24 protein-coding genes are annotated in these 23,433 nt (G+C 63.1%); 5 read left to right on the forward strand and 19 right to left on the reverse strand.

The window, feature by feature from the left end; all coding sequences use genetic code 11:
* Positions 1–655: 655 nt before the first annotated feature.
* The 3 genes from ACF8SD_RS05145 to ACF8SD_RS05155 form a co-directional block, all read right to left on the reverse strand.
* On the reverse strand, positions 656–1,762 hold the full coding sequence (locus ACF8SD_RS05145; RefSeq protein ID WP_173887750.1) for an NADH:flavin oxidoreductase/NADH oxidase: 1,107 nt from the start codon (positions 1,760–1,762) through the stop codon (positions 656–658).
* Positions 1,763–1,956: 194 nt separating this feature from the next.
* Complete coding sequence (gene recJ, locus ACF8SD_RS05150; RefSeq protein WP_173887749.1) at positions 1,957–3,666, reverse strand: single-stranded-DNA-specific exonuclease RecJ; 1,710 nt, start codon at positions 3,664–3,666, stop codon at positions 1,957–1,959.
* 8 nt (positions 3,667–3,674) lie between these two features.
* Positions 3,675–4,217, reverse strand: coding sequence for a YaeQ family protein (locus ACF8SD_RS05155; protein WP_173887748.1), 543 nt, complete (start codon positions 4,215–4,217; stop codon positions 3,675–3,677).
* A gap of 131 nt (positions 4,218–4,348) precedes the next feature.
* Between ACF8SD_RS05155 and ACF8SD_RS05160 the strand changes: the two genes are divergently transcribed.
* Both ACF8SD_RS05160 and ACF8SD_RS05165 read left to right on the forward strand, forming a co-directional pair.
* Entirely contained in the window at positions 4,349–5,548 is a 1,200-nt protein-coding gene (locus ACF8SD_RS05160; RefSeq protein ID WP_173887747.1) for a CaiB/BaiF CoA-transferase family protein, read from the forward strand.
* A gap of 20 nt (positions 5,549–5,568) precedes the next feature.
* Positions 5,569–6,444: a TIGR02285 family protein gene (locus ACF8SD_RS05165; RefSeq protein WP_173887746.1), complete on the forward strand. Its 876-nt coding sequence runs from the start codon at positions 5,569–5,571 to the stop codon at positions 6,442–6,444.
* A 350-nt stretch (positions 6,445–6,794) separates the two neighbouring features.
* Here ACF8SD_RS05165 and ACF8SD_RS05170 read toward each other — a convergent pair whose 3' ends face one another.
* The 12 genes from ACF8SD_RS05170 to ffh form a co-directional block, all read right to left on the reverse strand.
* Complete coding sequence (locus ACF8SD_RS05170; protein WP_009683450.1) at positions 6,795–7,076, reverse strand: DUF3509 domain-containing protein; 282 nt, start codon at positions 7,074–7,076, stop codon at positions 6,795–6,797.
* Positions 7,077–7,170: 94 nt separating this feature from the next.
* Positions 7,171–7,548 carry a response regulator transcription factor gene (locus tag ACF8SD_RS05175; RefSeq protein ID WP_173887745.1) on the reverse strand — a complete coding sequence of 126 codons (378 nt, stop codon included), beginning with the start codon at positions 7,546–7,548 and terminating at the stop codon, positions 7,171–7,173.
* Between the two features lie 177 nt (positions 7,549–7,725).
* Positions 7,726–9,135, reverse strand: coding sequence for a threonine synthase (gene thrC, locus ACF8SD_RS05180; protein ID WP_392483986.1), 1,410 nt, complete (start codon positions 9,133–9,135; stop codon positions 7,726–7,728).
* Between the two features lie 168 nt (positions 9,136–9,303).
* Entirely contained in the window at positions 9,304–10,608 is a 1,305-nt protein-coding gene (locus ACF8SD_RS05185) for a homoserine dehydrogenase (RefSeq protein WP_009683447.1), read from the reverse strand.
* 82 nt (positions 10,609–10,690) lie between these two features.
* Positions 10,691–11,434, reverse strand: coding sequence for a DsbC family protein (locus ACF8SD_RS05190; protein ID WP_392483987.1), 744 nt, complete (start codon positions 11,432–11,434; stop codon positions 10,691–10,693).
* A 152-nt stretch (positions 11,435–11,586) separates the two neighbouring features.
* Positions 11,587–12,483 (reverse strand): site-specific tyrosine recombinase XerD, encoded by an 897-nt coding sequence (gene xerD / locus ACF8SD_RS05195; protein WP_173887744.1) that lies wholly within the window; start codon positions 12,481–12,483, stop codon positions 11,587–11,589.
* A gap of 171 nt (positions 12,484–12,654) precedes the next feature.
* Positions 12,655–13,062 (reverse strand): acyl-CoA thioesterase, encoded by a 408-nt coding sequence (locus ACF8SD_RS05200; protein WP_009683444.1) that lies wholly within the window; start codon positions 13,060–13,062, stop codon positions 12,655–12,657.
* 95 nt (positions 13,063–13,157) lie between these two features.
* Positions 13,158–13,508 carry a 50S ribosomal protein L19 gene (gene rplS, locus ACF8SD_RS05205; protein WP_003252148.1) on the reverse strand — a complete coding sequence of 117 codons (351 nt, stop codon included), beginning with the start codon at positions 13,506–13,508 and terminating at the stop codon, positions 13,158–13,160.
* Positions 13,509–13,550: 42 nt separating this feature from the next.
* Positions 13,551–14,303 carry a tRNA (guanosine(37)-N1)-methyltransferase TrmD gene (gene trmD, locus ACF8SD_RS05210; protein WP_003252146.1) on the reverse strand — a complete coding sequence of 251 codons (753 nt, stop codon included), beginning with the start codon at positions 14,301–14,303 and terminating at the stop codon, positions 13,551–13,553.
* Positions 14,304–14,306: 3 nt separating this feature from the next.
* A complete protein-coding gene (rimM, locus tag ACF8SD_RS05215) occupies positions 14,307–14,843 on the reverse strand; it encodes a ribosome maturation factor RimM (RefSeq protein ID WP_009683442.1) in 537 nt (178 codons plus the stop codon).
* A gap of 5 nt (positions 14,844–14,848) precedes the next feature.
* Positions 14,849–15,100 carry a 30S ribosomal protein S16 gene (gene rpsP / locus ACF8SD_RS05220; RefSeq protein ID WP_008094480.1) on the reverse strand — a complete coding sequence of 84 codons (252 nt, stop codon included), beginning with the start codon at positions 15,098–15,100 and terminating at the stop codon, positions 14,849–14,851.
* Positions 15,101–15,347: 247 nt separating this feature from the next.
* Complete coding sequence (gene ffh, locus ACF8SD_RS05225) at positions 15,348–16,724, reverse strand: signal recognition particle protein (RefSeq protein ID WP_009683441.1); 1,377 nt, start codon at positions 16,722–16,724, stop codon at positions 15,348–15,350.
* A gap of 331 nt (positions 16,725–17,055) precedes the next feature.
* Between ffh and ACF8SD_RS05230 the strand changes: the two genes are divergently transcribed.
* The 3 genes from ACF8SD_RS05230 to ACF8SD_RS05240 all read left to right on the forward strand — a co-directional run bounded on the left by ACF8SD_RS05230 (position 17,056) and on the right by ACF8SD_RS05240 (position 20,652).
* A complete protein-coding gene (locus ACF8SD_RS05230) occupies positions 17,056–17,865 on the forward strand; it encodes an inner membrane protein YpjD (protein WP_392483988.1) in 810 nt (269 codons plus the stop codon).
* Between the two features lie 9 nt (positions 17,866–17,874).
* A complete protein-coding gene (locus tag ACF8SD_RS05235; RefSeq protein WP_392483989.1) occupies positions 17,875–19,080 on the forward strand; it encodes a transporter associated domain-containing protein in 1,206 nt (401 codons plus the stop codon).
* A gap of 273 nt (positions 19,081–19,353) precedes the next feature.
* Complete coding sequence (locus ACF8SD_RS05240) at positions 19,354–20,652, forward strand: MFS transporter (protein ID WP_173887741.1); 1,299 nt, start codon at positions 19,354–19,356, stop codon at positions 20,650–20,652.
* Positions 20,653–20,765: 113 nt separating this feature from the next.
* On the opposite strand, the gene purT is transcribed toward ACF8SD_RS05240, so the two are convergent.
* The 4 genes from purT to ACF8SD_RS05260 form a co-directional block, all read right to left on the reverse strand.
* The gene (gene purT, locus ACF8SD_RS05245; protein ID WP_173887740.1) at positions 20,766–21,947 is read right to left on the reverse strand and encodes a formate-dependent phosphoribosylglycinamide formyltransferase; all 1,182 of its coding nucleotides are present in this window, start codon (positions 21,945–21,947) and stop codon (positions 20,766–20,768) included.
* Between the two features lie 76 nt (positions 21,948–22,023).
* Positions 22,024–22,491 carry a VUT family protein gene (locus ACF8SD_RS05250; RefSeq protein WP_173887739.1) on the reverse strand — a complete coding sequence of 156 codons (468 nt, stop codon included), beginning with the start codon at positions 22,489–22,491 and terminating at the stop codon, positions 22,024–22,026.
* Positions 22,492–22,693: 202 nt separating this feature from the next.
* Complete coding sequence (locus ACF8SD_RS05255) at positions 22,694–22,888, reverse strand: DUF1289 domain-containing protein (RefSeq protein WP_054914026.1); 195 nt, start codon at positions 22,886–22,888, stop codon at positions 22,694–22,696.
* On the reverse strand, positions 22,881–23,405 hold the full coding sequence (locus tag ACF8SD_RS05260) for a gamma carbonic anhydrase family protein (RefSeq protein ID WP_274411684.1): 525 nt from the start codon (positions 23,403–23,405) through the stop codon (positions 22,881–22,883). Before ACF8SD_RS05260 ends, ACF8SD_RS05255 begins: the two co-directional genes overlap by 8 nt.
* Positions 23,406–23,433: the final 28 nt, after the last annotated feature.

Below are 23,433 nucleotides of genomic sequence, written 5' to 3' on the forward strand. Positions count from 1 at the left end.
CCGACATCGATCGATAATGCCGGCCCGGCCCCGCAGAACTACCAGCCGCCCCCGCCCGTTGTAGGAGCGGGTTCACCCGCGAAAGGGCCGGCCCTGCGGACCGATTTCTGCCAGGCATTGTGCATTGTCGGCACCACCGTATTCGCGGGTGAACCCGCCCCGACATCGATCGACAATGCCGGCCCAACCCCGCAAAACTACCGGCCACCCCAGCCCGTTGTAGGAGCGGGTTTACCCGCGAAAGGGCCGGGCCTGCGGACCGATTTCTGCCAGGCATTGTGCATTGCCGGCGCCACCGTATTCGCGGGTGAACCCGCTCCTACATCGATCGATGATGCCGGCCCGGCCCCGCAGGGCTGCCGGCCACCCCAGCCCGTTGTAGGAGCGGGTTTACCCGCGAAAGGACCGGGCCTGCTAGCCGATTTCTGCCAGGTATTGTGCGTTGCCGGCACCACCGTATTCGCGGGTGAACCCGCTCCTACATCGATCAATGATGCCGGCCCGGCCCCGCAGGGCTACCGGCCACCCCGCCTGCTGTAGGAGCGGTCTTCAGTCGCGAATTGGGCGCGCAGTGCCCCAGGTATTTTTCGTGGTTAGACTGAGGCCCTGGGGCCGCTGCGCGGCCCTTTCGCCACACAAGGCCGCTCCTTCAGAATCAGTCGCGCAGATCCGACTCATGAATCGGGTTGGCCCGGCTGGTAGCGCGCTGGTACTGCGCCGGCCAGGTGGCCTTGTTACCGCCCAGGTCGTCGTCGGCATGCAGCGGCCAGTAAGGGTCGCGCAGCAGTTCGCGGGCAAGGAAGATGAGGTCGGCCTGGCCGGTACGCAGGATATGCTCGGCTTGCGCCGGTTCGGTGATCATGCCCACGGTGCCGGTGGCAATTTCAGACTCTTTGCGCACGCGCTCGGCGAAACGGGTCTGGTAGCCGGGGCCGGTAGGTATTTCGGCGTTTACCGAAGTGCCGCCAGAGGACACGTCGATCAAATCGACGCCCAGGTTACGCAGGCGCCGGGCCAGTTCGACGGTTTCATCCGGGTTCCAGCCGTCTTCCACCCAATCGGTTGCCGATACCCGCACGAACAGGGGCAATTCGGCAGGCCATACCTTGCGCACCGCTTCCACCACTTGCAGGGTCAGGCGGATGCGGTTTTCGAAGCAACTGCCGTATTCGTCACGCCGCTGGTTGCTCAGCGGTGACAGGAACTGGTGCAGCAGGTAGCCATGGGCGGCGTGAACCTCGAGCACTTTGAAGCCGGCCTGCAACGCGCGCTCGGCTGAGGCAACGAAGGCACCGACCACCTCCTGGATATCGCCCGGGGTCAGCTCGCGTGGCGCTGTATGTTGCGGGTCGAAGGCAATCTTCGAGGGCCCCACCGGCTGCCAGCCACCCTCCTCGGGTTTGACGCTGCCGTGCTTGCCCAGCCAGGGGCGGTAGGTGCTGGCCTTGCGCCCGGCGTGCGCCAGCTGGATGCCGGGCACGGCGCCCTGGGCGGTGATGAAGCGGGTGATGCGTTGCAGCGGGGCGATCTGTGCGTCCTCCCACAACCCAAGGTCTTCGGCGGTGATGCGGCCATCGGCGGTAACCGCCACGGCCTCGGTGATCACCAGGCCCGCGCCACCCACGGCGCGGCTGCCCAGGTGAACGAGGTGCCAGTCGTTGGCCAGGCCATCGACTGCAGAATACTGGCACATCGGCGAAACGGCGATGCGGTTGGGCAACGTCAGTTGACGCAGGGTGTAAGGCTCGAGCAGCAGGCTCATGAGGGCACCTCCCAAGAACTCCAATGGTGATCCGGCCCGGACACTCAATAGCACGTCCCTGGCCTGGGTCCGGTCATACTTCAGACTAGACCAGAATGTCTGGGGGGAAGGTTCCATGGGATTTTGGGCAAGTTGTTCACAGACACCTGTGGCCAGCCGCTGCCGCCTTCATGGGGCGCACCTCAGGATTGCGGTCAACGCGGCTCCATGTGGGCAATCATCAACTGCACACTTTCATTGCCACGAAACTCGTTCACATCCAGCTTGTACGCCAACTCGACCCAGCGCACCGTCGGGTTCGGCCATATTTCACGGTCGATGCCGAAGGCAATGCCATCCAGCCGCACCGAGCCACACTCGCTCTTCAGTACCACTTTCAAGTGCCGTTCGCCCACCACGCGCTGCTCCACCAATTGGAACACGCCATGAAACAGCGGCTCAGGGAAATGCTGGCCCCATGGCCCGGCATTGCGTAGCGCCTTGGCCAGATCGAGGTGGAATTCTTCCACCGCCAGGCTGCCATCGGACAGCAAGCGCCCGGTCAGGTCGTCTTCACGCAGCTGGCGCCGTACCTCTTCGTCGAAGGCTTCGGCAAAGGCCGCGAAATTTCCCTCTGGCAACGACAAGCCAGCGGCCATGGCGTGGCCGCCGAACTTGCTGATCAATTGCGGGTGGCGCGCCGCCACGGCATCCAGCGCATCGCGAATATGGAACCCTGGCACAGAACGCGCCGAGCCCTTCAGCATGCCAGCGCCCGCATCGGCGAAGGCAATGGTCGGCCGGTGGTAACGCTCCTTCAGCCGCGACGCCAGGATACCGATCACGCCCTGGTGCCAGTCGGCATCGAACAGGCACAAGCCGTAAGGCATCGACTCGACCGGCAGGTCCTTGAGCTGGGCCAACGCCTCGCGCTGCATGCCTTGCTCGATGGACTTGCGGTCCTGGTTCAGGTCATCCAGCTGCTGCGCCATGTCCTGGGCCAGCGCCGGGTCTTCGCACAGCAGGCATTCGATGCCCAGGCTCATGTCGTCCAGGCGCCCGGCAGCATTCAGGCGTGGGCCAAGAATGAAACCCAGGTCGGTGGAGGTGATGCGCCGGTGATCGCGGCGGGCCACCTCAAGAATGGCCTTCAAGCCCGGGCGGGCACGGCCGGCACGGATGCGCTCCAGGCCCTGGTGCACCAGGATGCGGTTGTTGGCATCCAGCGGCACCACATCGGCCACACTGCCCAGGGCGACCAGGTCGAGCAGTTCACCGATGTTTGGCTGGGGTTGTGTCGCGTAGCGGCCCAGGCTGCGCAACCGCGCGCGCAGGGCCATCAGCACATAGAAGATGACCCCGACCCCGGCCAATGCCTTGCTCGGGAAGCTGCAACCCGGCTGGTTGGGGTTGATGATGGCGTCGGCATCGGGCAGCTGTTCGCCCGGCAGGTGATGGTCGGTCACCAGCACTTTCAGCCCAGCGGCCTTGGCAGCGGCCACCCCGTCGACACTGGAAATGCCGTTGTCCACGGTAATCAGCAACTGCGGCTGGCGCTGCAGGGCAACTTCGACGATTTCCGGGGTCAGGCCGTAACCGTATTCAAAACGGTTGGGCACAAGGTAGTCGACATGGGCAGCCCCCAGCAAACGCAAGCCCAGCACCCCAACCGTACTTGCGGTGGCACCGTCGGCGTCGAAGTCGCCGACAATGAGAATGCGCTGGCGCTGGTCTATGGCAGCGACCAGCAGGTCGACGCCGGCCTCGATGCCCTTGAGCTGCTGGTAGGGCAACAGCCGCGCAAGGCTTTTGTCCAGCTCGGCCTCGCTTAGCACGCCGCGTGCGGCATACAAACGGGTGAGCAAGGGTGGCAGGTTACCCAGAAAAGGCAGGGGCGCAGGCAGGGGGCGAGGTTCGATACGCATGGGTTGCTTCAGCCACGCTCACCCAGTAACCACTGCAGTTGCACTTCGTGCTGGCCACGGTCGTCGGTGACGAAGACCGTACCTTCGCTGATCATCACATCCCACTTGATGGCGCGCGGCATGTCGGCGGCCAGGGTTTCCAGCACCTCCTGCGGCACTGCGGCGATGTTCAGGTTCTTGAGGTTCCTGACCGCGCTGACCACCTTGCCTTCCCACACGCGCAGGCTGCCATAGGCCAGCAGGCTGGTGCGTTCGGTGCGCCGCGAGCACCAGGTCAGGCGCTCGGCATCGGGTTGGCCCACTTCGATCCAGTGCAGCACGCGGTCGTCCAGGCTCTTTTCCCACAGTGCCGGCTCATCCACATCCGACAGGCCACGGCCGAACGACAGGTTCTCGTTGTACCAGAGCGCGTAGGCCAACAACCGCACCGCCATGCGCTCTTCGGTTTCCGAGGGGTGGCGCGCGATGGTCTGCTTGACGCTTTCGTAGACGTTACGGTCAAGATCGGTGAGATTCAGTTCGAACTTGTAGGTGGTGGACGGCTGGGCCATGGTCGACGGGCTTCGTGCAAAAGAAAAGTCGCACAGTCTAACCCATCCGCACTCGCCATGCGCCGCAGCAGTACCCGGCGAAACCGCCGTGTGATAAAACCACCGCTCTGCCCAACTGCCACGGATGCCTCATGTCGACGCCCAGCAAACCCCTCGCCGGCCTCAAAGTTGTCGAACTCGGCACACTGATCGCCGGGCCATTCGCCTCTCGCATCTGCGCCGAATTCGGTGCTGAGGTGGTCAAGGTCGAATCGCCCGATGGCGGCGACCCGCTGCGCAAGTGGCGCAAGCTGTACGAAGGCACCTCCCTGTGGTGGTTCGTGCAGGCGCGCAACAAAAAGTCGCTGACCCTCAACCTGAAGCACCCCGAAGGCCGTGAGGTATTGCAAAGGCTGCTGTCCGACGCCGATATCCTGATCGAGAATTTCCGCCCGGGCGTGCTCGAAAAACTTGGCCTGGGCTGGGATGTGCTGCATGCGCTCAACCCGGGGCTGGTCATGGTGCGCCTGTCGGGCTTTGGCCAGACCGGGCCGATGAAGGACCAACCAGGTTTTGGTGCCGTAGGCGAGTCGATGGGCGGCCTGCGCTACATCACCGGCTTCGACGACCGGCCGCCGGTGCGCACCGGCATTTCGATCGGCGACTCGATCGCCGCCTTGTGGGGCGTTATCGGTGCGCTGATGGCGCTGCGCCACAGGGAGGTCAACGGCGGCCAGGGCCAGGTGGTGGACGTCGCGCTGTACGAAGCCATCTTCGCCATGATGGAAAGCATGGTCCCGGAATTCGATGTATTCGGTTTTATCCGTGAACGCACCGGCAACATCATGCCCGGCATTACCCCCTCCTCCATCCACACCAGCGCCGACGGCAAGCATGTACAGATCGGCGCCAACGGCGATGCGATCTTCAAGCGCTTCATGCAGGCCATCGGGCGTGCCGACCTGGCCGACGACCCAGGCCTGGCCAGCAACGATGGCCGTGACCTTCGCCGTGATGAACTGTACGGGGTGATCGACCGCTGGGCCAACAGCCTGCCGCTGGACACGCTGATGCAGGTGCTGACCGCCGCCGAGGTCCCGGCCAGCCGGATCTACTCCGCCGAGGACATGTTCAGCGACCCGCAGTACCTGGCACGGGAAATGTTCCTCCAGGCCAAGCTGCCCGACGGCAAACCATTCAAGATGCCTGGCATCGTGCCCAAGCTGTCGGAAACCCCAGGTTCCAGCGAATGGGTAGGTCCGGCCCTGGGCGAGCACACCGAGGCACTGCTGGCCAGCCTTGGCTATGACGCGGCAGCCATCGCCAGCCTGCGCGCCGCAGGCACGGTCTGAACCAGGCGCAGCCCGGCCGCATGCGCGCCGCCCGCCACCTACGCCCGGTGGTCCTGCTTTGCGGGCTGATGGCCGCATTGCTGGTGCACCCTGCCAGTGCCAAGGAGCGCCTGACCTGGCTGGTGCGTGACCTGCCGCCATTCACCATTTTCGACGGCCCGGAGCAAGGCCGAGGGGTGATCGACCAACTGCTGCCCCTGTTGATTGCGCAGATGCCCGAGTACGATCACATCATCCAGCGCGTCAACCGTGCCCGCGGAATCCAGATGCTGCAGGACCGCAACACCTTCACCTGCGACCCGACGCTGCTGTGGACACCCCAACGTGAGGAATATGTGCGGTTCTCCCTGCCCTTCCTGGGCGTGCTCAGTGGCGGCCTGGTGGTCCGCAAGGAAAACCAGGCACTGCTGCGCCTCTATCTGCACGGCCAGCAGGTGGACCTGCATGGCGTGCTGAGCAACACCGCACTGAAACTGGGAGTCGTTGCCGAACGCAGTTATGGCGTGCAGATCGACAGCATTCTGCATCAGCTGCCAGACACTGCGCTCAGCCGCCATTACGGTAACGAAGCCACCGCCAACCTGCTGCAGATGCAGCAGTTGGGGCGCCTGCGCCTGGTGCTCGGCTACTGGCCTGAGGTGCGTTACCTGATCCAGCAGCAAGGCGCCGCGCTGGCCGATTATCAGTTCTATCCAGTGCAGGGGGTGGAGCGCTACCAGTTTCTGCACGTGGGGTGCTCGGACAGCGAACTGGGGCGCGCTGCAGTGGCGCATATCGACCAGTTGCTGCCTGCGTTGCGACGGGACGTGCTGCCTGGGCTGTATGCCCACTGGCTGGATCCGATCTCGCGCAAGAACTACCTGGAAGAAAGCCAGCGGTTCTTTGAAGCACATTAAACGCCTGCACCGGCCCTATCGCCGGCAAACTAGCCGTTATAGGCAATGCATCACTTATTGATCTAGCAGGGACTTTGTGGGAGCGGGCATGCCCGCGAAAAATCCAGCGCGGTGGCTGGCACCGGCTACGCCGGTGTTCGCTGGCACGCCCGCTCCCACACAGGCCGCGTCGCGCTTACGAATTGAGTCCGCGGCGACAGGGCCGGTAGAGAACCCAGAAAAAAGAAACCCCGGGCGCTGGGGAAGGACGCCCGGGGTCAAGCGAAAGCCCTTGAGGACTTCCCGTGGCAGCTTTGCCAACGCCGGAGCAAAGCGCTGGCTGGCTGCCCCTACTGTGTCAGATGAATCCTTTAGGCAAAGGTTCCCTGCGGTTGCTGGCGTTGTTGCAGCGCAGCGATCACGCAAGGCTGCAACCGCCCTTCGGCGATCTGCAGGTCACGGTGCAAACCGTCCACCAGGTCGATCAACAGCCGGTGTTCCTGTAACTGGCGCTCGCTGACAGTACGCTGCAAGGTCACCCCTGTGAGGCCGCCTTGAACCGTGAGCTGGCGATTACCGTTGGCATCGGCAACGCCGAGGTGGGTCTGATAAGGGCTCAGTGCATCGTTGAGCAGGCTGCAGATTCTTTCCATCCGGTTCACTCGCTGCGTGGTGGGATATAGAGCAACTGACCCGCGCGAACAGCGGAAAGTTCGCCATGCTGTGGCTGTTGACCGAATGCCCGCGCTAGAGGCGTGGCTGCAGCGTTTGCAGGGCGCGCTGCAGGCGCGGCATCGACAACGGCCAGGGCAGCTCGGCGAGTACCCATAGGCCTTGCTTGCGCGCCTCTTGGGCCAGGTCGAAACGCTGCGGCGCAGGCTGGCCGACGAACAACAGGGCACGGGCCTGGGGCGGCCGGGCAAGCAAGGCACGGCCGGCCCTGGTTGGCATGGCATGGTCGAGGATCAGCAGATCCGGGCGGCGTTCGGCGCCAAGGCCGGCATCCAGTTCAGCCGTGGTCGCGCTGATGCGCACAGCGAACACGCCTTGGGCGTTGAGGGCCTGGTGCAGCAGGATCTGGTGCGATGGGCGTGCTTGATGAATCAACACGACGGTCTGGTGCATGAGCCGCTCCTGATGGGAGGACCGGCTAATTTAGGCGCTGGTGAATGCCGCCTGAATAGGATGATTCTGATTAAGCTGCGGGAACTGGCTATACCGCGTCAGCTAAAGCCAACGCGGTCGCCTGCAGGAGCGGGCTTGTATCGCGATGGGGCTGCGCAGCAGCCCCAGGCACACCCATTACAATGGCTTGCCGCGGTTGCCATGCTGGCTGACAAAGCCCTGTACCGCTTTCAGGTCATTGGCCAGTACCGTGCAACGCTCTTCACGGCTGAACAGGTCGCTGAGGTGCGCCGGCAGCTCGAGTGCCTTGCCCACACCGGCCTTTTCTACCGCTTCAGGGAACTTGACCGGGTGCGCGGTACCCAGCACCACCATCGGCGTGTCCAGGCTGCGGCGGCACTCACGGGCGGCCTTGACGCCGATCGCGGTGTGCGGGTCGAGGACCTCGCCCGTGGCGGCGAACACCTCGGCGATGGTTTCGCAAGTCTGCTCGTCGCTGACGGCCAACGAATCGAACAGCTTGCGGGCTTCGGTCCAGCGGTCCTGCTCGACGCTGAAGCCGCCACCCTGCTTGAAGTTGGCCATCAGTTCGGCAATGGCGCCACCGTTGCGGCCGTGCAGGTCGAACAGCAGGCGCTCGAAGTTGGACGACACCATGATGTCCATCGACGGCGACAAGGTAGCGTGCAGGGTTTCCTTGACGTACTGGTTGCCGCTCATGAAGCGGTGCAGGATGTCGTTGCGGTTGGTGGCGACGATCAGCTGGCTGACCGGCAGGCCCATGTTGCGCGCCAGGTAGCCGGCAAAAATGTCGCCAAAGTTGCCGGTCGGCACCGAGAACGCCACGGAACGCGACGGCCCACCCAACTGCAGGGCGGCATGGAAGTAGTAGACGATCTGGGCCATGATGCGCGCCCAGTTGATCGAGTTCACGGCCACCAGGCGGGTGCCCTTGAGGAACGACTGGTCGGCGAAGCTGGCCTTGACCATTTCCTGGCAATCGTCGAAGTTGCCTTCGATGGCGATGTTGTGGATGTTGTCACCGAAAATGGTGGTCATCTGCCGGCGCTGTACTTCCGACACGCGCTGGTGCGGGTGCAGGATGAAGATGTCGACGTTGTCGCAACGGCGGCAGCCTTCGATGGCCGCGGAGCCGGTGTCACCACTGGTGGCGCCGATGATCACCACGCGCTCGTTGCGCTTGGCCAGCACGTGGTCGAGCAGGCGCCCGAGCAGTTGCAAGGCAAAGTCCTTGAACGCCAGGGTTGGGCCGTGGAACAGCTCGAGTACCCATTCGTTGCTGTTCAGCTGGCGCAGCGGGGCCACCGCTGCGTGGGCGAACTCGCCGTAGGTTTCTTCGAGGATCTTCTTGAAGTCGGCGTCGGCGATGCTGCCTTCAACGAACGGGCGCATGACCCGGAAGGCCAGTTCGTGGTACGGCAGGCCGGCCCACGAAGCGATTTCTTCCTGGGTGAAACGTGGCAGGTTTTCCGGCACATACAGGCCGCCGTCACTGGCCAGGCCAGCCAGCAGCACGTCTTCGAAATTCAGGGCCGGTGCCTGGCCGCGGGTACTGATATAGCGCATGGGTGCAAACCTTTGATTTGAGCGGCAAGCTGCGAGCGGCAAGCTACAAGAAAAGCCGGCTGGCCTTGCTCTTGTGCTCTGCATCTCGCTGTTGCCGCGAATTTACTCTGTTCGAAGCCTCAAAACTGCACTGCCCTCACTTGCACCTTGCAGCTTGAGGCTTGCCGCTTAGTTGAGCTGCTCGACGCGAATGCGCACAACCTTGCCGACCACGTCCTGCAGGGCTTCCAGGGCGACGATGGCGTCATTGATGCGCTGCTCGACCACACCGTGGGTGACCAGGATCATCGGTACCAGGCCGTCCTGTTCCTCGGCTTCCTTCTGCATGATCGACTCGATGTTGATACCACGCTCGGAAAGGATGCTGGCGACCTGGGCCAGCACGCCTGGGTGATCCTTGGCCTGGATACGCAGGTAGTAGGCGCTCTCGCAGGCTTCGATCGGCAGGATCGGGTGGGCCGACAGCGAATCGGGCTGGAAGGCCAGGTGCGGTACGCGGTTTTCCGGGTCGGAGGTCATGGCACGAACCACGTCGACCAGGTCGCCAACCACCGACGAGGCGGTTGGCTCCATGCCGGCACCGGCACCGTAATACAGGGTCGAACCGGCGGCGTCACCGTTGACCATCACGGCGTTCATCACGCCGTTGACGTTGGCGATCAGGCGGTCGGCAGGGATCAAGGTCGGGTGCACGCGCAACTCGATGCCTTCAGCGGTGCGCCGAGCCACGCCCAGGTGCTTGATGCGGTAGCCGAGGGCCTCGGCGTAGTTCACGTCAGCGGTGGTCAGCTGGGTGATGCCTTCGGTGTAGGCCTTGTCGAACTGCAGCGGAATACCGAACGCGATGGAGGCGAGGATGGTCAGCTTGTGCGCAGCATCGATGCCTTCGACGTCGAAGGTAGGGTCGGCTTCGGCGTAGCCCAGCGCCTGGGCTTCGGCTAGCACGTCGGGGAAGGCCCGGCCCTTCTCGCGCATTTCGGTGAGGATGAAGTTGCCGGTACCGTTGATGATGCCGGCCAGCCAGTTGATGCGGTTGGCTGACAGGCCTTCACGAATGGCCTTGATCACCGGGATACCGCCGGCCACGGCCGCTTCGAAGGCGACGATCACGCCTTTTTCGCGGGCCTTAGCAAAGATTTCGTTGCCGTGCACGGCGATCAGCGCCTTGTTGGCGGTGACCACGTGCTTGCCGTTCTCGATGGCCTTGAGCACCAGGTCGCGGGCAATGGTGTAGCCGCCAATCAGCTCGATGACGATGTCGATCTCGGGGTTGCTCGCAACGTCGAACACATCAGCGGTAATGGGGGTACCGGTAATCTGGCAGTTCGGGTTCTGCGAGCGCATGGCGATCTGTGCCACTTCAATACCGCGCCCGGCACGACGGGCAATCTCCTCGGCGTTGCGCTGAAGTACATTGAAGGTTCCGCCACCGACGGTCCCCAACCCACAGATGCCTACTTTGACCGGTTTCACTGTGAACTCCCCATTGAACGGCCGGCACCTTGCCGACCGTGAAACATGCCGTCACCCCATGACGACGGCGTACTGAATTGGATTACTTGGCCAGTGCCAGCTTGGCGACCTGTGGTGCCGGCTGGTAGCCCGGAATGACCTGGCCGCTTTCCAGCACGATGGCCGGCGTGCCGTTGACACCGATCGACTGGCCCAGCTGGAACTGCTTGCCGACCGGGTTGGCGCACTTGGCCGCCTTGATTTCCTCGCCTTCGACCATTTTGTCCATCGCCGCGCGGCGGTCGCTGGAGCACCACACCGCCTGCAATTGCTGGTCACCCGGCGAACCGAGGCCCTGGCGCGGGAAGGCGACATAGCGCACTTCGATACCGCGGCGGTTCAGTTCAGGCACTTCGGCGTGCAGCTTGTGGCAGTACGGGCAAGTGGTGTCGGTGAAAACAGTGATATGCGACTTGGTTTCGCCCTTGGCAGGATAAACCACCATCTCGGCGGCTGGAATGCCGTTGATGAGCTTGGCAACGCCTTGGCGTTCGGTTTTTTCGGTAAGGTTGACCGGCTTGCCGTTCTGGATCTGGAACAGATACCCCTGCATCACGAACTGGCCATCGGCGCTGGCGTAGAGCACCCGGCCGCCCTGCAGCTTGACTTCGTACAGGCCGTTCAGCGGGCTGCTGGCCACGCTTTCCACGGGTACTTCCAGCTCAAGGTTTTGCAGTGATTTACGGATGGCCTGCTCGGCACCGGGATTGCTGTCGGTTGCCGCGGCAAGCGCAAAGGTACTGGCCAGCGCCAACGCGGCGGCGGCGAAAAACTGGGTCACGCGCATGGGAACTCCTGAAGGCGGACAGGGACCGGAGGGCGCCACCGGCGAAAAAGAGCGGTGAGCGTGCGGCCCTTGGTGCAAACCGCCCAAGCCTACCACATCACGCTGCTGGTGAAGGGCCTGGCAAGGACCGGTCGGCGGAACATGAAAAACATTCATCCACGCGGGTGGTGCTGGGCGTGCAACTGTTGCAGGCGAGCCTTGGCCACATGGGTGTAGATCTGCGTGGTCGACAGGTCGCTGTGGCCCAACAGCATCTGCACCACGCGCAGGTCGGCGCCATGGTTGAGCAAATGGGTGGCAAACGCATGGCGCAGCGTATGCGGGGACAACGGCTTGTCGATACCGGCCACACGGGCATGGTGCTTGATGCGGTGCCAGAAGGTCTGGCGGGTCATCTGCTCGCCGCGAAGGCTGGGGAACAGCACATCACTAGGGCGGCCATTGAGCAGTTCGGCACGGCCATCGCGCAGGTAGCGCTCCAGCCATACCACGGCTTCTTCGCCCATGGGAACCAGGCGCTCTTTGCTGCCTTTGCCCATGACCCGCAGCACGCCCTGACGCAGGTTGACCTGGTCGAGGGCCAGGCTGACCAGTTCGGTGACGCGCAGACCACAAGCGTACAGCACTTCGAGCATGGCGCGGTCACGCTGACCGATGGCCTCGCCCAGGTCCGGGGCCTGCAGCAAGGCTTCGACGTCAGCTTCCGACAGCGACTTGGGCAAAGGCTTGCCCAGTTGCGGCATGTCGACCTGCAGGGTCGGGTCGATGGCCACCAGCTTTTCCCGCAACAGGTAACGGAAGAAGCCGCGCAGGCCGGAGATGAAACGTGCTGTCGAGCGCGGCTTGTAGCCTTGCTCCAGGCGCCAGGCCAGGTGGTCGAGAATCAGGTCGCGGCCAGCGTCGGGCAGCGCCACGGAGCGCTCATGCAGCCAGCCGTTGAACAGGGCCAGGTCACTGCGGTAGGACACGCGGGTGTTATCGGACAGGCCTTTCTCGAGCCACAGGGCGTCGAGGAACTGGTCGATCAGGGGGTGGTCTAGGGCGGGCATTCAGGGCTGCTGGGTGTTGGAGATGGGGCTAGTGTTTCACAGCAGCCTGGGGGTTGTCTGTACCGGCCTCTTCGCGGGCGCGCCCGCTCCCACAGGGCCTGCACAGGCTTTGAATGCTTTGCATGGCTTGTAGAAGCGGGCGCGCCGGCGGAAGGGCTAGCGCAGGAGAACTCAGGCCTGGGGCAAAACCGGCACCGGGCGCTTGTCCTCGTCGATCGCGACAAAGCTGAACACCCCGTGGATCGCACGCTCACGGCCGTCCAGGTACATGTTTTCTACGAACACATCCACTTGCACCTGCAAACTGGTGTTGCCGACCTTGATCACCGTGCCCACCAACTCGACGATCGAGCCCGCCGGGATCGGGTGCTTGAAGTCGATGCGGTCGGTGGACACGGTCACCAGCGGCAGGCGGCAGAAGCGCGTGGCGGCGATGAACGACACCTCGTCCATCCAGGCCAGCGCGGTACCGCCGAACAGGGTGTTGTGGTGGTTGGTGGTGTTGGGGAACACCGCCTTGGTCACGCGGGTAACCGACAGCTCGGTGCGGCGCTGAATTTCCTGGTCTCGGGTAGTCATCGCAATTCGATCTTCTGAAGGTTGAAAAAGCAAAAAAGCAGCCCGAAGGCTGCTTTTCTCTCGCTAGGCGGCCTCGGCCACCGGGCAAACTGTACTCAGGACAGTTTTTCCTTGATGCGAGCGGCTTTGCCGGACAGGTCGCGCAGGTAGTACAGCTTGGCTTTACGCACGTCACCACGACGTTTCACGGCCAGGCTATCGATTTGCGGGCTGTAGGTCTGGAAGGTACGTTCTACACCAACGCCGCTGGAGATCTTGCGCACGGTGAAGGCGCTGTTCAGACCGCGGTTACGCTTGGCGATAACGACGCCTTCAAACGCCTGCAGACGGGAACGCTCACCTTCCTTCACTTTAACCTGAACGACAACGGTGTCGCCTGGTGCGAAGGTCGGGATTTCCTTGCTCATCTGCTCGGCTTCGAGCTGCTGGATGATCTTGTTGGTCATGCTGTGCTCCTAAGATGGATACGCGATCCACCATCGATACGTTTAACTATCGTCCCGCTCGCGGAGATATTCCTCGAGCAGCTTCTTCTCTTCTCCAGAAAGCGAGCGACTTTCCAGAAGATCGGCGCGTCGTTCGAAGGTCCTACCAAGGGACTGCTTCATCCTCCAACGCCGGATGTGTGCATGGTTGCCACTTAGCAACACGTCGGGAACACGCTGATCCGCATACACCTCAGGCCGGGTGTAATGCGGGCAATCAAGCAGACCGTCGGTAAAGGAATCCTCTTCCGCCGAGTCCACATGCCCTAAAGCTCCGGGCAGCAGCCGCGTAACCGCATCGATCAGTACCATGGCCGGCAGCTCGCCACCGGAAAGCACATAGTCACCAATCGACCACTCCTCATCGACATGAGCCTCGATAAAGCGCTCGTCGATGCCCTCATAACGACCGGCGATCAGGATCAACGACTCCTGTTCGGCCAGGCCTTTGACCGCTTGCTGAGTTAGCTTGCGGCCTTGTGGCGAAAGGTAGATCACCTTCGCCGCAGCTCCGGTTGCTTGCCTGGCGCTAACCAGTGCATCTTCCAGAGGCTTGATTTTCATCACCATGCCCGGACCACCGCCAAACGGCCGATCATCTACCGTATGGTGACGATCTGTGGTGTAGTCCCGCGGGTTCCAGCAAGTCACCTGAAGCAACCCTTGTTTCACCGCGCGGCTGGTAATGCCGTACTCCGTGATGGCCGAGAACATCTCGGGGAACAACGTAATGACATCTACGCGAAGGTTACCCATCGTTTAGAAATCCGCGTCCCACTCAACCCGCATCGTGCCTGCTTCCAGGTCGATTGCCAGCACGCACTGCTCCGTATAGGGCAACAGCCGCTCGCGATCATCCAGGCTGCCCGCACAGGGCTTGACCACCATTACATCGTTCGCGCCAGTCTCCAACAGGTGATCGACCTTGCCGAACAGGTGTTCGTCCTGGTTGATGACCTTCAGACCCACCAACTGGTACCAGTAGTACTCGTCGGCAGCCAGGTTGGGCAAAAGGCTCCGCGCAATGCAGATTTCGTAACCGCTCAGAAGCCGGGCTTCATCACGATCATCGAGGCCTTTCAGTTTCACGACCAGGCCCTTTTGGGAGCCACGACCGCTGACCAGCTCGACCTGCTTTACCTTGCCTTCGTGCCGAAGCGTCCAGCGCGGATAATCCAACAGGTTTTCAATCGGATCGGTAAAGGAATACACCTTCACCTCGCCGCGAACGCCGTGAACCGAAAAAATCTTGCCAACGACGATGAGGTCGTCAGCCTTTTCTGGCGTCGCGTTCATACGTTTCAGGCAGCGGCCTTGGCAGCGTCCTTCAGCAGCTGAGCAACGCGCTCAGACGGCTGTGCGCCCTGGCTCAGCCAGTAGGTGACGCGCTCCTGGTTGACCGACAGCTTGACTTCGGCGCCCGATGCGATCGGGTTGAAGAAGCCAACGCGCTCAACGAAACGGCCGTCACGGGCGTTACGCGAGTTGGTCACGGTCAGGTGGTAGAATGGGCGCTTTTTCGAGCCGCCACGGGCCAGACGAATGGTTACCATGTGAACATCGTTCCTATAGTCGGTGTTGCAGTTTTTACTGCAAATCTGAATGCCAAATAGGCACACGGGTGCCCAAAAGGCCGCATATTCTCGGGGAATACACGGACATTTGCAAATGACTTTTTCGGCAAGGCACCGCCCCGCCGTCCAGATTTGCCGGTTGCGCCGCGAAATTCGCGGCCGTTGCCCCGCCATGGCGGGGATTCTGGGCGCCTGCCCGACGAAAGGCAGGCACCCGGAATACGTGTTACAGCTTGGGCATGCCGCCGCCCGGGAGCATACCGCCCAGGCCGCGCATCATCTTGGCCATGCCGCCCTTGGCAGAGAACTTCTTCATCATCTTCTGCATCTGCTTGTGCTGCTTGATCAGCCGGCCGATGTCCTGCACCTGGGTACCGGAACCCAGCGCGATACGGCGCTTGCGCGAACCGCTGATCAGGTCAGGGTCGCGGCGCTCGGCCGGGGTCATGGAGTTGATGATCGCTTCCATCTGCTTGAACTGCTTCTCGGCCGCGCCCTGGGCGTTGCCCATCTGCGACAGGTTGACCCCGCCGATGCTCGGCAGCTTGTCCATCAGGCCACCCAGGCCGCCCATGTTCTTCATTTGCTGCAGCTGGTCGCGGAAGTCTTCGAGGTCGAAGCCCTTGCCCTTCTTCAGCTTCTTGGCCAGCTTGTCGGCCTTGGCCTTGTCGATGGTCTGCTCGGCCTGCTCGATCAGGCTGAGCACATCGCCCATGCCCAGGATGCGCGAGGCCACGCGGTCGGGGTGGAACGGCTCGAGGGCCTCGGTTTTTTCACCCATACCGATGAACTTGATCGGCTTGCCGGTGATGGCACGCACCGACAGCGCAGCACCGCCACGGGCGTCACCGTCGACCTTGGTCAATACCACGCCGGTCAGCGGCAGCGCCTCGCCAAAGGCCTTGGCGGTGTTGGCGGCGTCCTGGCCGGTCATGGCGTCGACCACGAACAGGGTTTCGATCGGCTTGACCGCAGCGTGCAGCGCCTTGATCTCGGCCATCATGTCGGCATCGATGTGCAGGCGGCCGGCGGTGTCGACGATGACCACGTCGATGAACTTGAGCTTGGCTTCGCGGATGGCCGCTTCGGCAATGGCCACCGGCTTCTGGCTGATGTCGGACGGGAAGAAGGTGACACCGATGTCGTTGGCCAGGGTTTCCAGCTGCTTGATCGCCGCTGGGCGATAGACGTCGGCGGACACCACCATCACGCTCTTTTTCTTGCGCTCCTTGAGGAAGCGCGCCAGCTTGCCAGCGGTGGTGGTCTTGCCGGCACCCTGCAAACCGGCCATCAGTACCACGGCAGGCGGGGCGGCATTGAGCGCCAGGTCTTCGTTGGCCGCGCCCATGAGGCTTTCCAGCTCGGCCTGCACGATCTTGACGAACGCCTGGCCAGGGGTGAGGCTGCGCGACACCTCGGTGCCGACCGCACGGTCCTTGACGCTGTTGACGAAATCCTTGACCACCGGCAGGGCGACGTCGGCCTCGAGCAGGGCCATGCGCACTTCGCGCAGCGTATCCTTGATGTTGTCTTCAGTCAGCTTGGCCTTGCCGGTGACGTGGCGCAGCGTCTGTGACAGGCGGTCGGTCAGGTTTTCGAACATGGTGATCCTTTCAGGCCCAGTAAAGCCGAGGTTTGTCAGGCGCCTGCAGGGAAAAGCATACCCGCCAGGCACAGCAAGGCGGCGATTATAGCGAAGTGCGGCGGCGGCGCCCACCTTGGCTTCCGAGCGGCAAGCGGCAAGCGGCAAGCTACAAGCTACAAGCTACAAGCTACAAGCTACAAGCTACAAGCTACAAGCAAGAGCCGAGGCGCGGGATGGCTGCTTTTTCTTGAAGCTTGCCGCTTAAAGCTTGCAGCTTAAAGCTTGCAGCTTCCAGCTTGCAGCTCACTATGCCAAACTCCGTCTCTTTAAGGCTCGCCAATCAGGACTTATGTTCTCCTCACCCAGCCTCGTTCCCAACCTGATCGCCGCCGGCCTTTATATAGCAGCGGCCATCTACCAGGGCTCATACCTCGCCCAAGGCCGCAAGGCCGACAAGCGCCTGCTTGGCCTGCTCGGTGCCGTTGCGGTGCTGGCCCAGGCCGGCGCACTGTTCTTTCAGCTGATCACCCCACTGGGCCTGAGCCTGGACTTCTTCAGCGCAGCCAGCCTGATCGCCGTGGCAGTGATTGCCCTGACCCTGCTCGCCTGCCTGCGCATACCGGTGGAAAACCTGCTGGTGCTGCTGTTCCCGCTGGGCGCGGTAACGGCCTTGCTGGCGCAGTTCGCGCCACCCGGCACGGTGCCACTGATCGACGAAGAGCCGGGCATTCTTGCGCACATCCTGTTGTCGATCCTGGCCTATGGGCTATTCACCATTGCCGTGTTCCAGTCGCTGCTACTGCTACTGCAGGACCACCAGTTGAAGAACAAGCACCCGTCGGGGCTGATCCGCAACTTCCCGCCGCTGCAAACCATGGAAAGCCTGTTGTTCGGCTTCCTCTGGGCCGGCTGGTGCCTGCTGTCGCTGTCGCTGATCTCCGGCTGGCTGTTCCTCGAAAACCTGTTCGCCCAGCACCTGGTGCACAAGACCTTGCTGGCCTGCGTTGCCTGGGTCGTGTTCAGCGTGCTGCTGTGGGGGCGAACCCGCCTGGGTTGGCGCGGCCACAAGGCCATTCGCTGGACGCTGGCCGGTTTCTGCCTGCTGATGCTGGCCTATTTCGGCAGCAAGCTGGTTCGCGAATTCATTCTGCATATCTGACGGCCACCCATGGACACCCTGCCGTACGCACCGCTACTGGTCACGCTGGCATTGGCGCTGCTCTGGGCAGCGCTGTTCACTGCTGTGGACGTTGCGCGCCTGCAACTCACTGGCGCGCTACGCAGTGGCGATGACGGCCAGCCAGCGTTGCCCGCACAGGCGCTGGTGCTGTGCGCCAGCCTTGGCAAACTGCTGGTCCTGGGGCTGGCGTGCCTGATCGGGCAGCGCTACGACGGGGAACACGGCTTCTGGCTGGCCGGGCTGGCCGCTGCCGTGGCCTTGCTGGTGTTTGCCGAGTTTCTGCCGCGGCGCCTGGCGCGGCGCAACCCGCAAGCACTGGCCAGCCTTGGCATAAGCCTGCTGAAAGCGCCGTTGACGCTGCTGCAGCCGTTCGCCTGCCTGCTCGACGGCTGCGCCAAACTGATCTTGCGCCCGTTTCGCGCGCAACCGGCCGCAGTGCCCCTGCACCCGCAGGAAGATGACGACCTGGATGATGATGAGCGCCACGAAGCGCCCCGCCACGGCCTGCTCGACGGCCTGCAGGCGCTGGACAAGGTCACCGTCAATGACATCCTGGTGCCGCGCAGCGAAGTGGACGGCATTAACCTCGACGAGCCGATCGAGCGCATCATCGAACAGCTGATCGTCAGCCGCCACACCCGCCTGCCGGTGTACCACAACGACATCAACCAGGTTGAGGCGATCCTCAACACCAAGCTGATCAGCCATTTGCTGCTCAAGGCCGAGTTGACTTTGGAGGCGCTGCACGGGGCCTGCTACGAGCCGTATTTCGTGCCCGAAAGCACACCGCTGCAAATGCAGCTGCTGAACTTCCATAAGCAGCAACGGCGCCTGGGTGTGGTGGTGGACGAGTACGGCGAAGTCCTGGGTATCGTCACCCTGGAAGACATTCTCGAAGAAATCGTCGGCGAGTTCGAAGACGAACAGAGCCTGGAAAACCCGCACGTGCATCCGCAGCCCGATGGCACATTCGTCATCGACGGCACTGCCTCGCTGCGTGAAATCAACCGCAGCCTTGGCTGGCACCTGCCCTGCGACGGCGGGCCGAAAACCCTGAACGGCCTGGTGACCGAAGCACTGGAAAGCATTCCCGAAAGTGCCGTTTGCCTGAAGATCGGCCGCTATCGCCTGGAGATCCTCGAAACCGAGGACAATTGTGCCAGCAAAGTACTGGTGTGGACCCTGGCGCGCTAGCTATACTCGTCCCACGCTTACCCAGCCCCGCCGCCACGCCTGCTACCCGCACCCGGCGTTTCACGGCCAGTCCGCCCCACTGACACGCCCCGCGGTCCTGCTTCCACACCCTGAACAGTGCCCGCCCCCGCCCCTATCCCCCTTGGGCTATCGTCAGTCGGGCGCACACAACAACAAAACGCTCCGGCGCCCGCGCCGCCGTGCCTGCCTTTGCAGCGCACCCGTCGTGGACCAAGCCCATGGAGCCGGACCAGACTGTTAGGGACCTATTTAATGACAAGCAGCACGTATGCCCAAGCCCCTGCGGCGCCGGTCAACTCGCCCGCGCGGGTCGCCACTGCCAGCTTCATTGGCACCGCCATCGAGTTCTACGACTTCTACGTTTACGCCACGGCGGCCGCCCTGGTCATCGGCCCGGTGTTTTTCCCCTCCGGCTCGGGCGCCGCACAGATGCTGGCGGCCTTCCTGACCTTTGGCATTGCCTTTCTTGCCCGGCCGCTGGGCTCGGCACTGTTCGGTCATTTTGGCGACCGGATCGGCCGCAAATCGACCCTGGTCGCCTCGTTGCTGCTGATGGGTGTGTCTACCACGGCCATCGGCGTGCTGCCGGGCTACGACAGCATCGGTGTATGGGCACCGATCATCCTTTGCCTACTGCGTTTCGGCCAAGGCCTGGGCTTGGGCGGCGAATGGGGCGGTGCGGCGCTGCTGGCTACTGAAAACGCCCCGGAGGGCAAGCGCGCCTGGTTCGGCATGTTTCCGCAATTGGGGCCATCGATCGGCTTCCTGGCGGCCAATGGCCTGTTTCTGACCCTGGCCCTGACCCTGAGCGACGAGCAGTTCCGTGAGTGGGGCTGGCGTATCCCGTTCCTGCTCAGCGCCGCCCTGGTGCTGGTAGGCCTGTATGTGCGCCTGAAGCTGGAGGAAAGCCCCGTGTTCGCCAAGGCTGTTGCCCGCCATGAGCGGGTGAAAATGCCGGTGGTCGACCTGTTCGCCAGGCACTGGCGCCCTACCCTGCTGGGCGCTGCCGCCATGGTGGTGTGCTATGCGCTGTTCTATATCTCGACCGTGTTCTCGCTGAGTTACGGCGTGACCACGCTGGGGTACAGCCGGGAGACGTTCCTCGGCCTGCTGTGCTTTGCAGTGGTATTCATGGCGCTTGCGACGCCGCTGTCGGCCTGGCTCAGCGACCGCTACGGGCGCAAGCCGGTGCTGATCGTCGGCGGCCTGCTGGCGGTGGCGTCGGGCTTTACCATGGAGCCTTTGCTGACCTCGGGCTCTACCGCCGGCGTGGCACTGTTCCTGGCCATCGAGCTGTTCCTGATGGGCGTGACCTTTGCACCGATGGGGGCTTTGCTACCGGAGCTGTTCCCAACCCATGTGCGATACACCGGCGCTTCGGCGGCGTATAACCTGGGTGGGATTGTCGGCGCCTCGGCGGCCCCGTTCTTCGCCCAGAAGCTGGTGAGCATGGGCGGTTTGAGCTGGGTGGGGGGCTACGTGTCGGCAGCCGCAGTGATCAGCTTGATCGCTGTGCTGTGCCTGAAAGAGACCCGCAATACACAGCTGTGAGTCTCAAGCTGCAAGCTACAAGCTACAAGCTACAAGCTACAAGCTACAAGCTGCAAGCGACGCGCATTCTCTTGCAGCTTGAAGCTTGAAGCTTGAAGCTTGAAGCTTCCAGCTTAGAACTCGACCTTGACAGCCTGCGAAGCGCGGGTCGCCTTGGCCCGCGCCGCTTCAACCGACTCGTCGCGCGCCAGGCACACACCCATGCGGCGGGTACCGTTGATTTCCGGCTTGCCGAACAGGCGGATGGCAGTATCCGGCTCGCTCAAGGCTGCACCCAGGTCGGCGAAGCTGGTCTGCTGCGACTGCCCCTGCGGCAAGATCACCGCCGAGGCCGAAGGGCCGAACTGGCGCACCACCGGAATCGGCAGCCCGAGAATGGCACGGGCGTGCAGGGCGAACTGCGACAGGTCCTGGGAAATCAGGGTCACAAGGCCGGTGTCATGCGGGCGCGGCGAGACTTCGCTGAACCACACCTGGTCGCCTTTCACGAATAGCTCCACGCCAAACAGGCCCCGGCCGCCCAGCGCATCGGTGACCGCCTTGGCCACGCGCTGCGACTCGGCCAATGCTTTCTCGCTCATGGCCTGGGGCTGCCAGGACTCCTGGTAGTCGCCCTTCTCCTGGCGGTGGCCGACCGGTTCGAGGAAGGTGGTGCCCCCTACATGACGCACGGTCAGCAGGGTGATTTCGTAGTCGAAGTCGATGAAGCCCTCGACGATCACGCGGCCCTTGCCGGCGCGGCCGCCTTCCTGGGCATAGTCCCAGGCCTTCTGCAGGTCGGCGTCGCTGCGCAGCAGGCTCTGGCCCTTGCCCGACGAGCTCATGACCGGCTTGACCACGCACGGGTAGCCTACATCGGCCACGCCTTTGGCGAAGTCTTCGTAGGTGTCGGCGAAATGGTACGGCGAAGTTGGCAACTCCAGCTCTTCGGCGGCCAGGCGGCGGATACCTTCGCGGTTCATGGTCAGCTGGGTCGCGCGGGCGGTGGGCACCACGTTGAAGCCTTCGTTTTCCAGCTCGACCAGGGTGGCGGTGGCGATGGCTTCGATTTCCGGAACGATGTAGTGCGGCTTCTCGGCCTCGATCACGGCACGCAAGGCCACGCCATCGAGCATGTTGACCACGTGGCTGCGGTGCGCAACCTGCATGGCCGGGGCATTGGCATAGCGGTCGACGGCGATCACTTCGACGCCCAGGCGCTGCAGCTCGATCACCACTTCCTTGCCCAGCTCGCCACAGCCGCACAGCAATACACGGGTCGCAGTAGGCGACAAGGGGGTTCCGATACGGGTCATTTCAGGTCCTCGAAGGCATCCGGGGCCGCACCCGGCTTGGCGCGACCCGCTGAAAAAGGACCACTATTCTACACCATCAGCTGGCCGCAGCAGCCCGCCGGGCGCGAAATGCCATGGCCAGCCACACCGCGGTGACACCGGTGAACTTGGAGGCCATGGCCGTGCCGACCACAGCCGGGGCCAAGGCACCGATCATGCCGAAGAAGATGAAGGTGTCCACCGGAATGCTCAACGCCGAACTCAACCACAGGCGGTCACGCAGTGGCCGCCGGGTGACGCTGAACACCAGCCAGTCGATCAGTTCGGATATGAAGAACGCGGTGGCGCTGGCCAGGGCGATGGCCGGCTCCGAGGTCACATACGACAGCACCAGCGCCCCCAGCATGGCGACCAGGGCGCCGTGGCCGAAGCGGGTTTGCACCATGTCGCGCAGGATGAACACCAGGCCGCCCCAGGCGGACCAGATGATGTCCAGGTGCGGAGCACTGGAGAAAGCGTAGTTGATCAGCACTACGCTGCTGATATAGGCAAGCAGATAGAACATGGCGGGTAATCTGTGGGCAAGCCGTACAGATTACCGTCGAGCCGTTCGCGGGTAAACCCGCTCCTGAAGATGATCCGTAACCCTCGAGGCTCATGCTGTACCTGTGGGAGCGGGCGTGCCCGCGAACACCGGCGCAGCCGGTGCCATGTACCGCGGTGGCGGTTTCGCGGGCATGCCCGCTCCCACAGGGTTCTGCATCAGACTAGAGGATCAGGCCAGCCTCTACAGCCCGTTCATGGCAACGCTTGAGCACCGCGCGGCGCTCGTCATTGTCCATCCGCCCCCAGCGGCCGATCTCGGCCACGCTACGCTGGCAGCCAGTGCAGATGTCCTGCTCGTCCAACGCACAGATGCTCACGCAGGGCGAGGCCACCGGCCGTTCCACAACATTACTCATCGTCAATTACCAACTCCCGCGCATAACGCCGGGCATTGTGCACGTAATGGGCGGCGCTGGCTTCCAGAAGGCGCTTCTGCTGTTCGGTCAGCTCGCGCACCACCTTGCCCGGCGACCCCATCACCAGCGAACCGTCAGGAATTTCCTTGCCTTCGGGAATGAGCGCGTTGGCGCCAATGATGCAATGCTTGCCAATACGCGCGCCATTGAGGATCACCGCATTGATGCCGACCAGGCTGTAGTCACCGACCGTGCAGCCATGCAGCATGGCATTGTGACCGACGGTCACGCCCTTGCCCAAGGTCAGCGGCGACCCCATGTCGGTGTGCATCACCGTGCCGTCCTGCACGTTGCTGTCTTCGCCGATCTCGATCAGCTCGTTGTCGCCGCGCAGCACTGCGCCAAACCACACACTGGCATTGGCTTGCAGGCGCACGTTGCCGATCAGCGTGGCGTTAGGCGCGGCCCAACTGGTGGGGTGGCTCTCGACCCGCAGGTCGCCCAGGCGGTACTTCATGCTTGCTCCTCAGGCTGGAACGCAGACG

Source organism: Pseudomonas sp. CJQ_9 (assembly GCF_043106615.1).
Classification (GTDB): Bacteria; Pseudomonadota; Gammaproteobacteria; order Pseudomonadales; family Pseudomonadaceae; genus Aquipseudomonas; species Aquipseudomonas juntendi.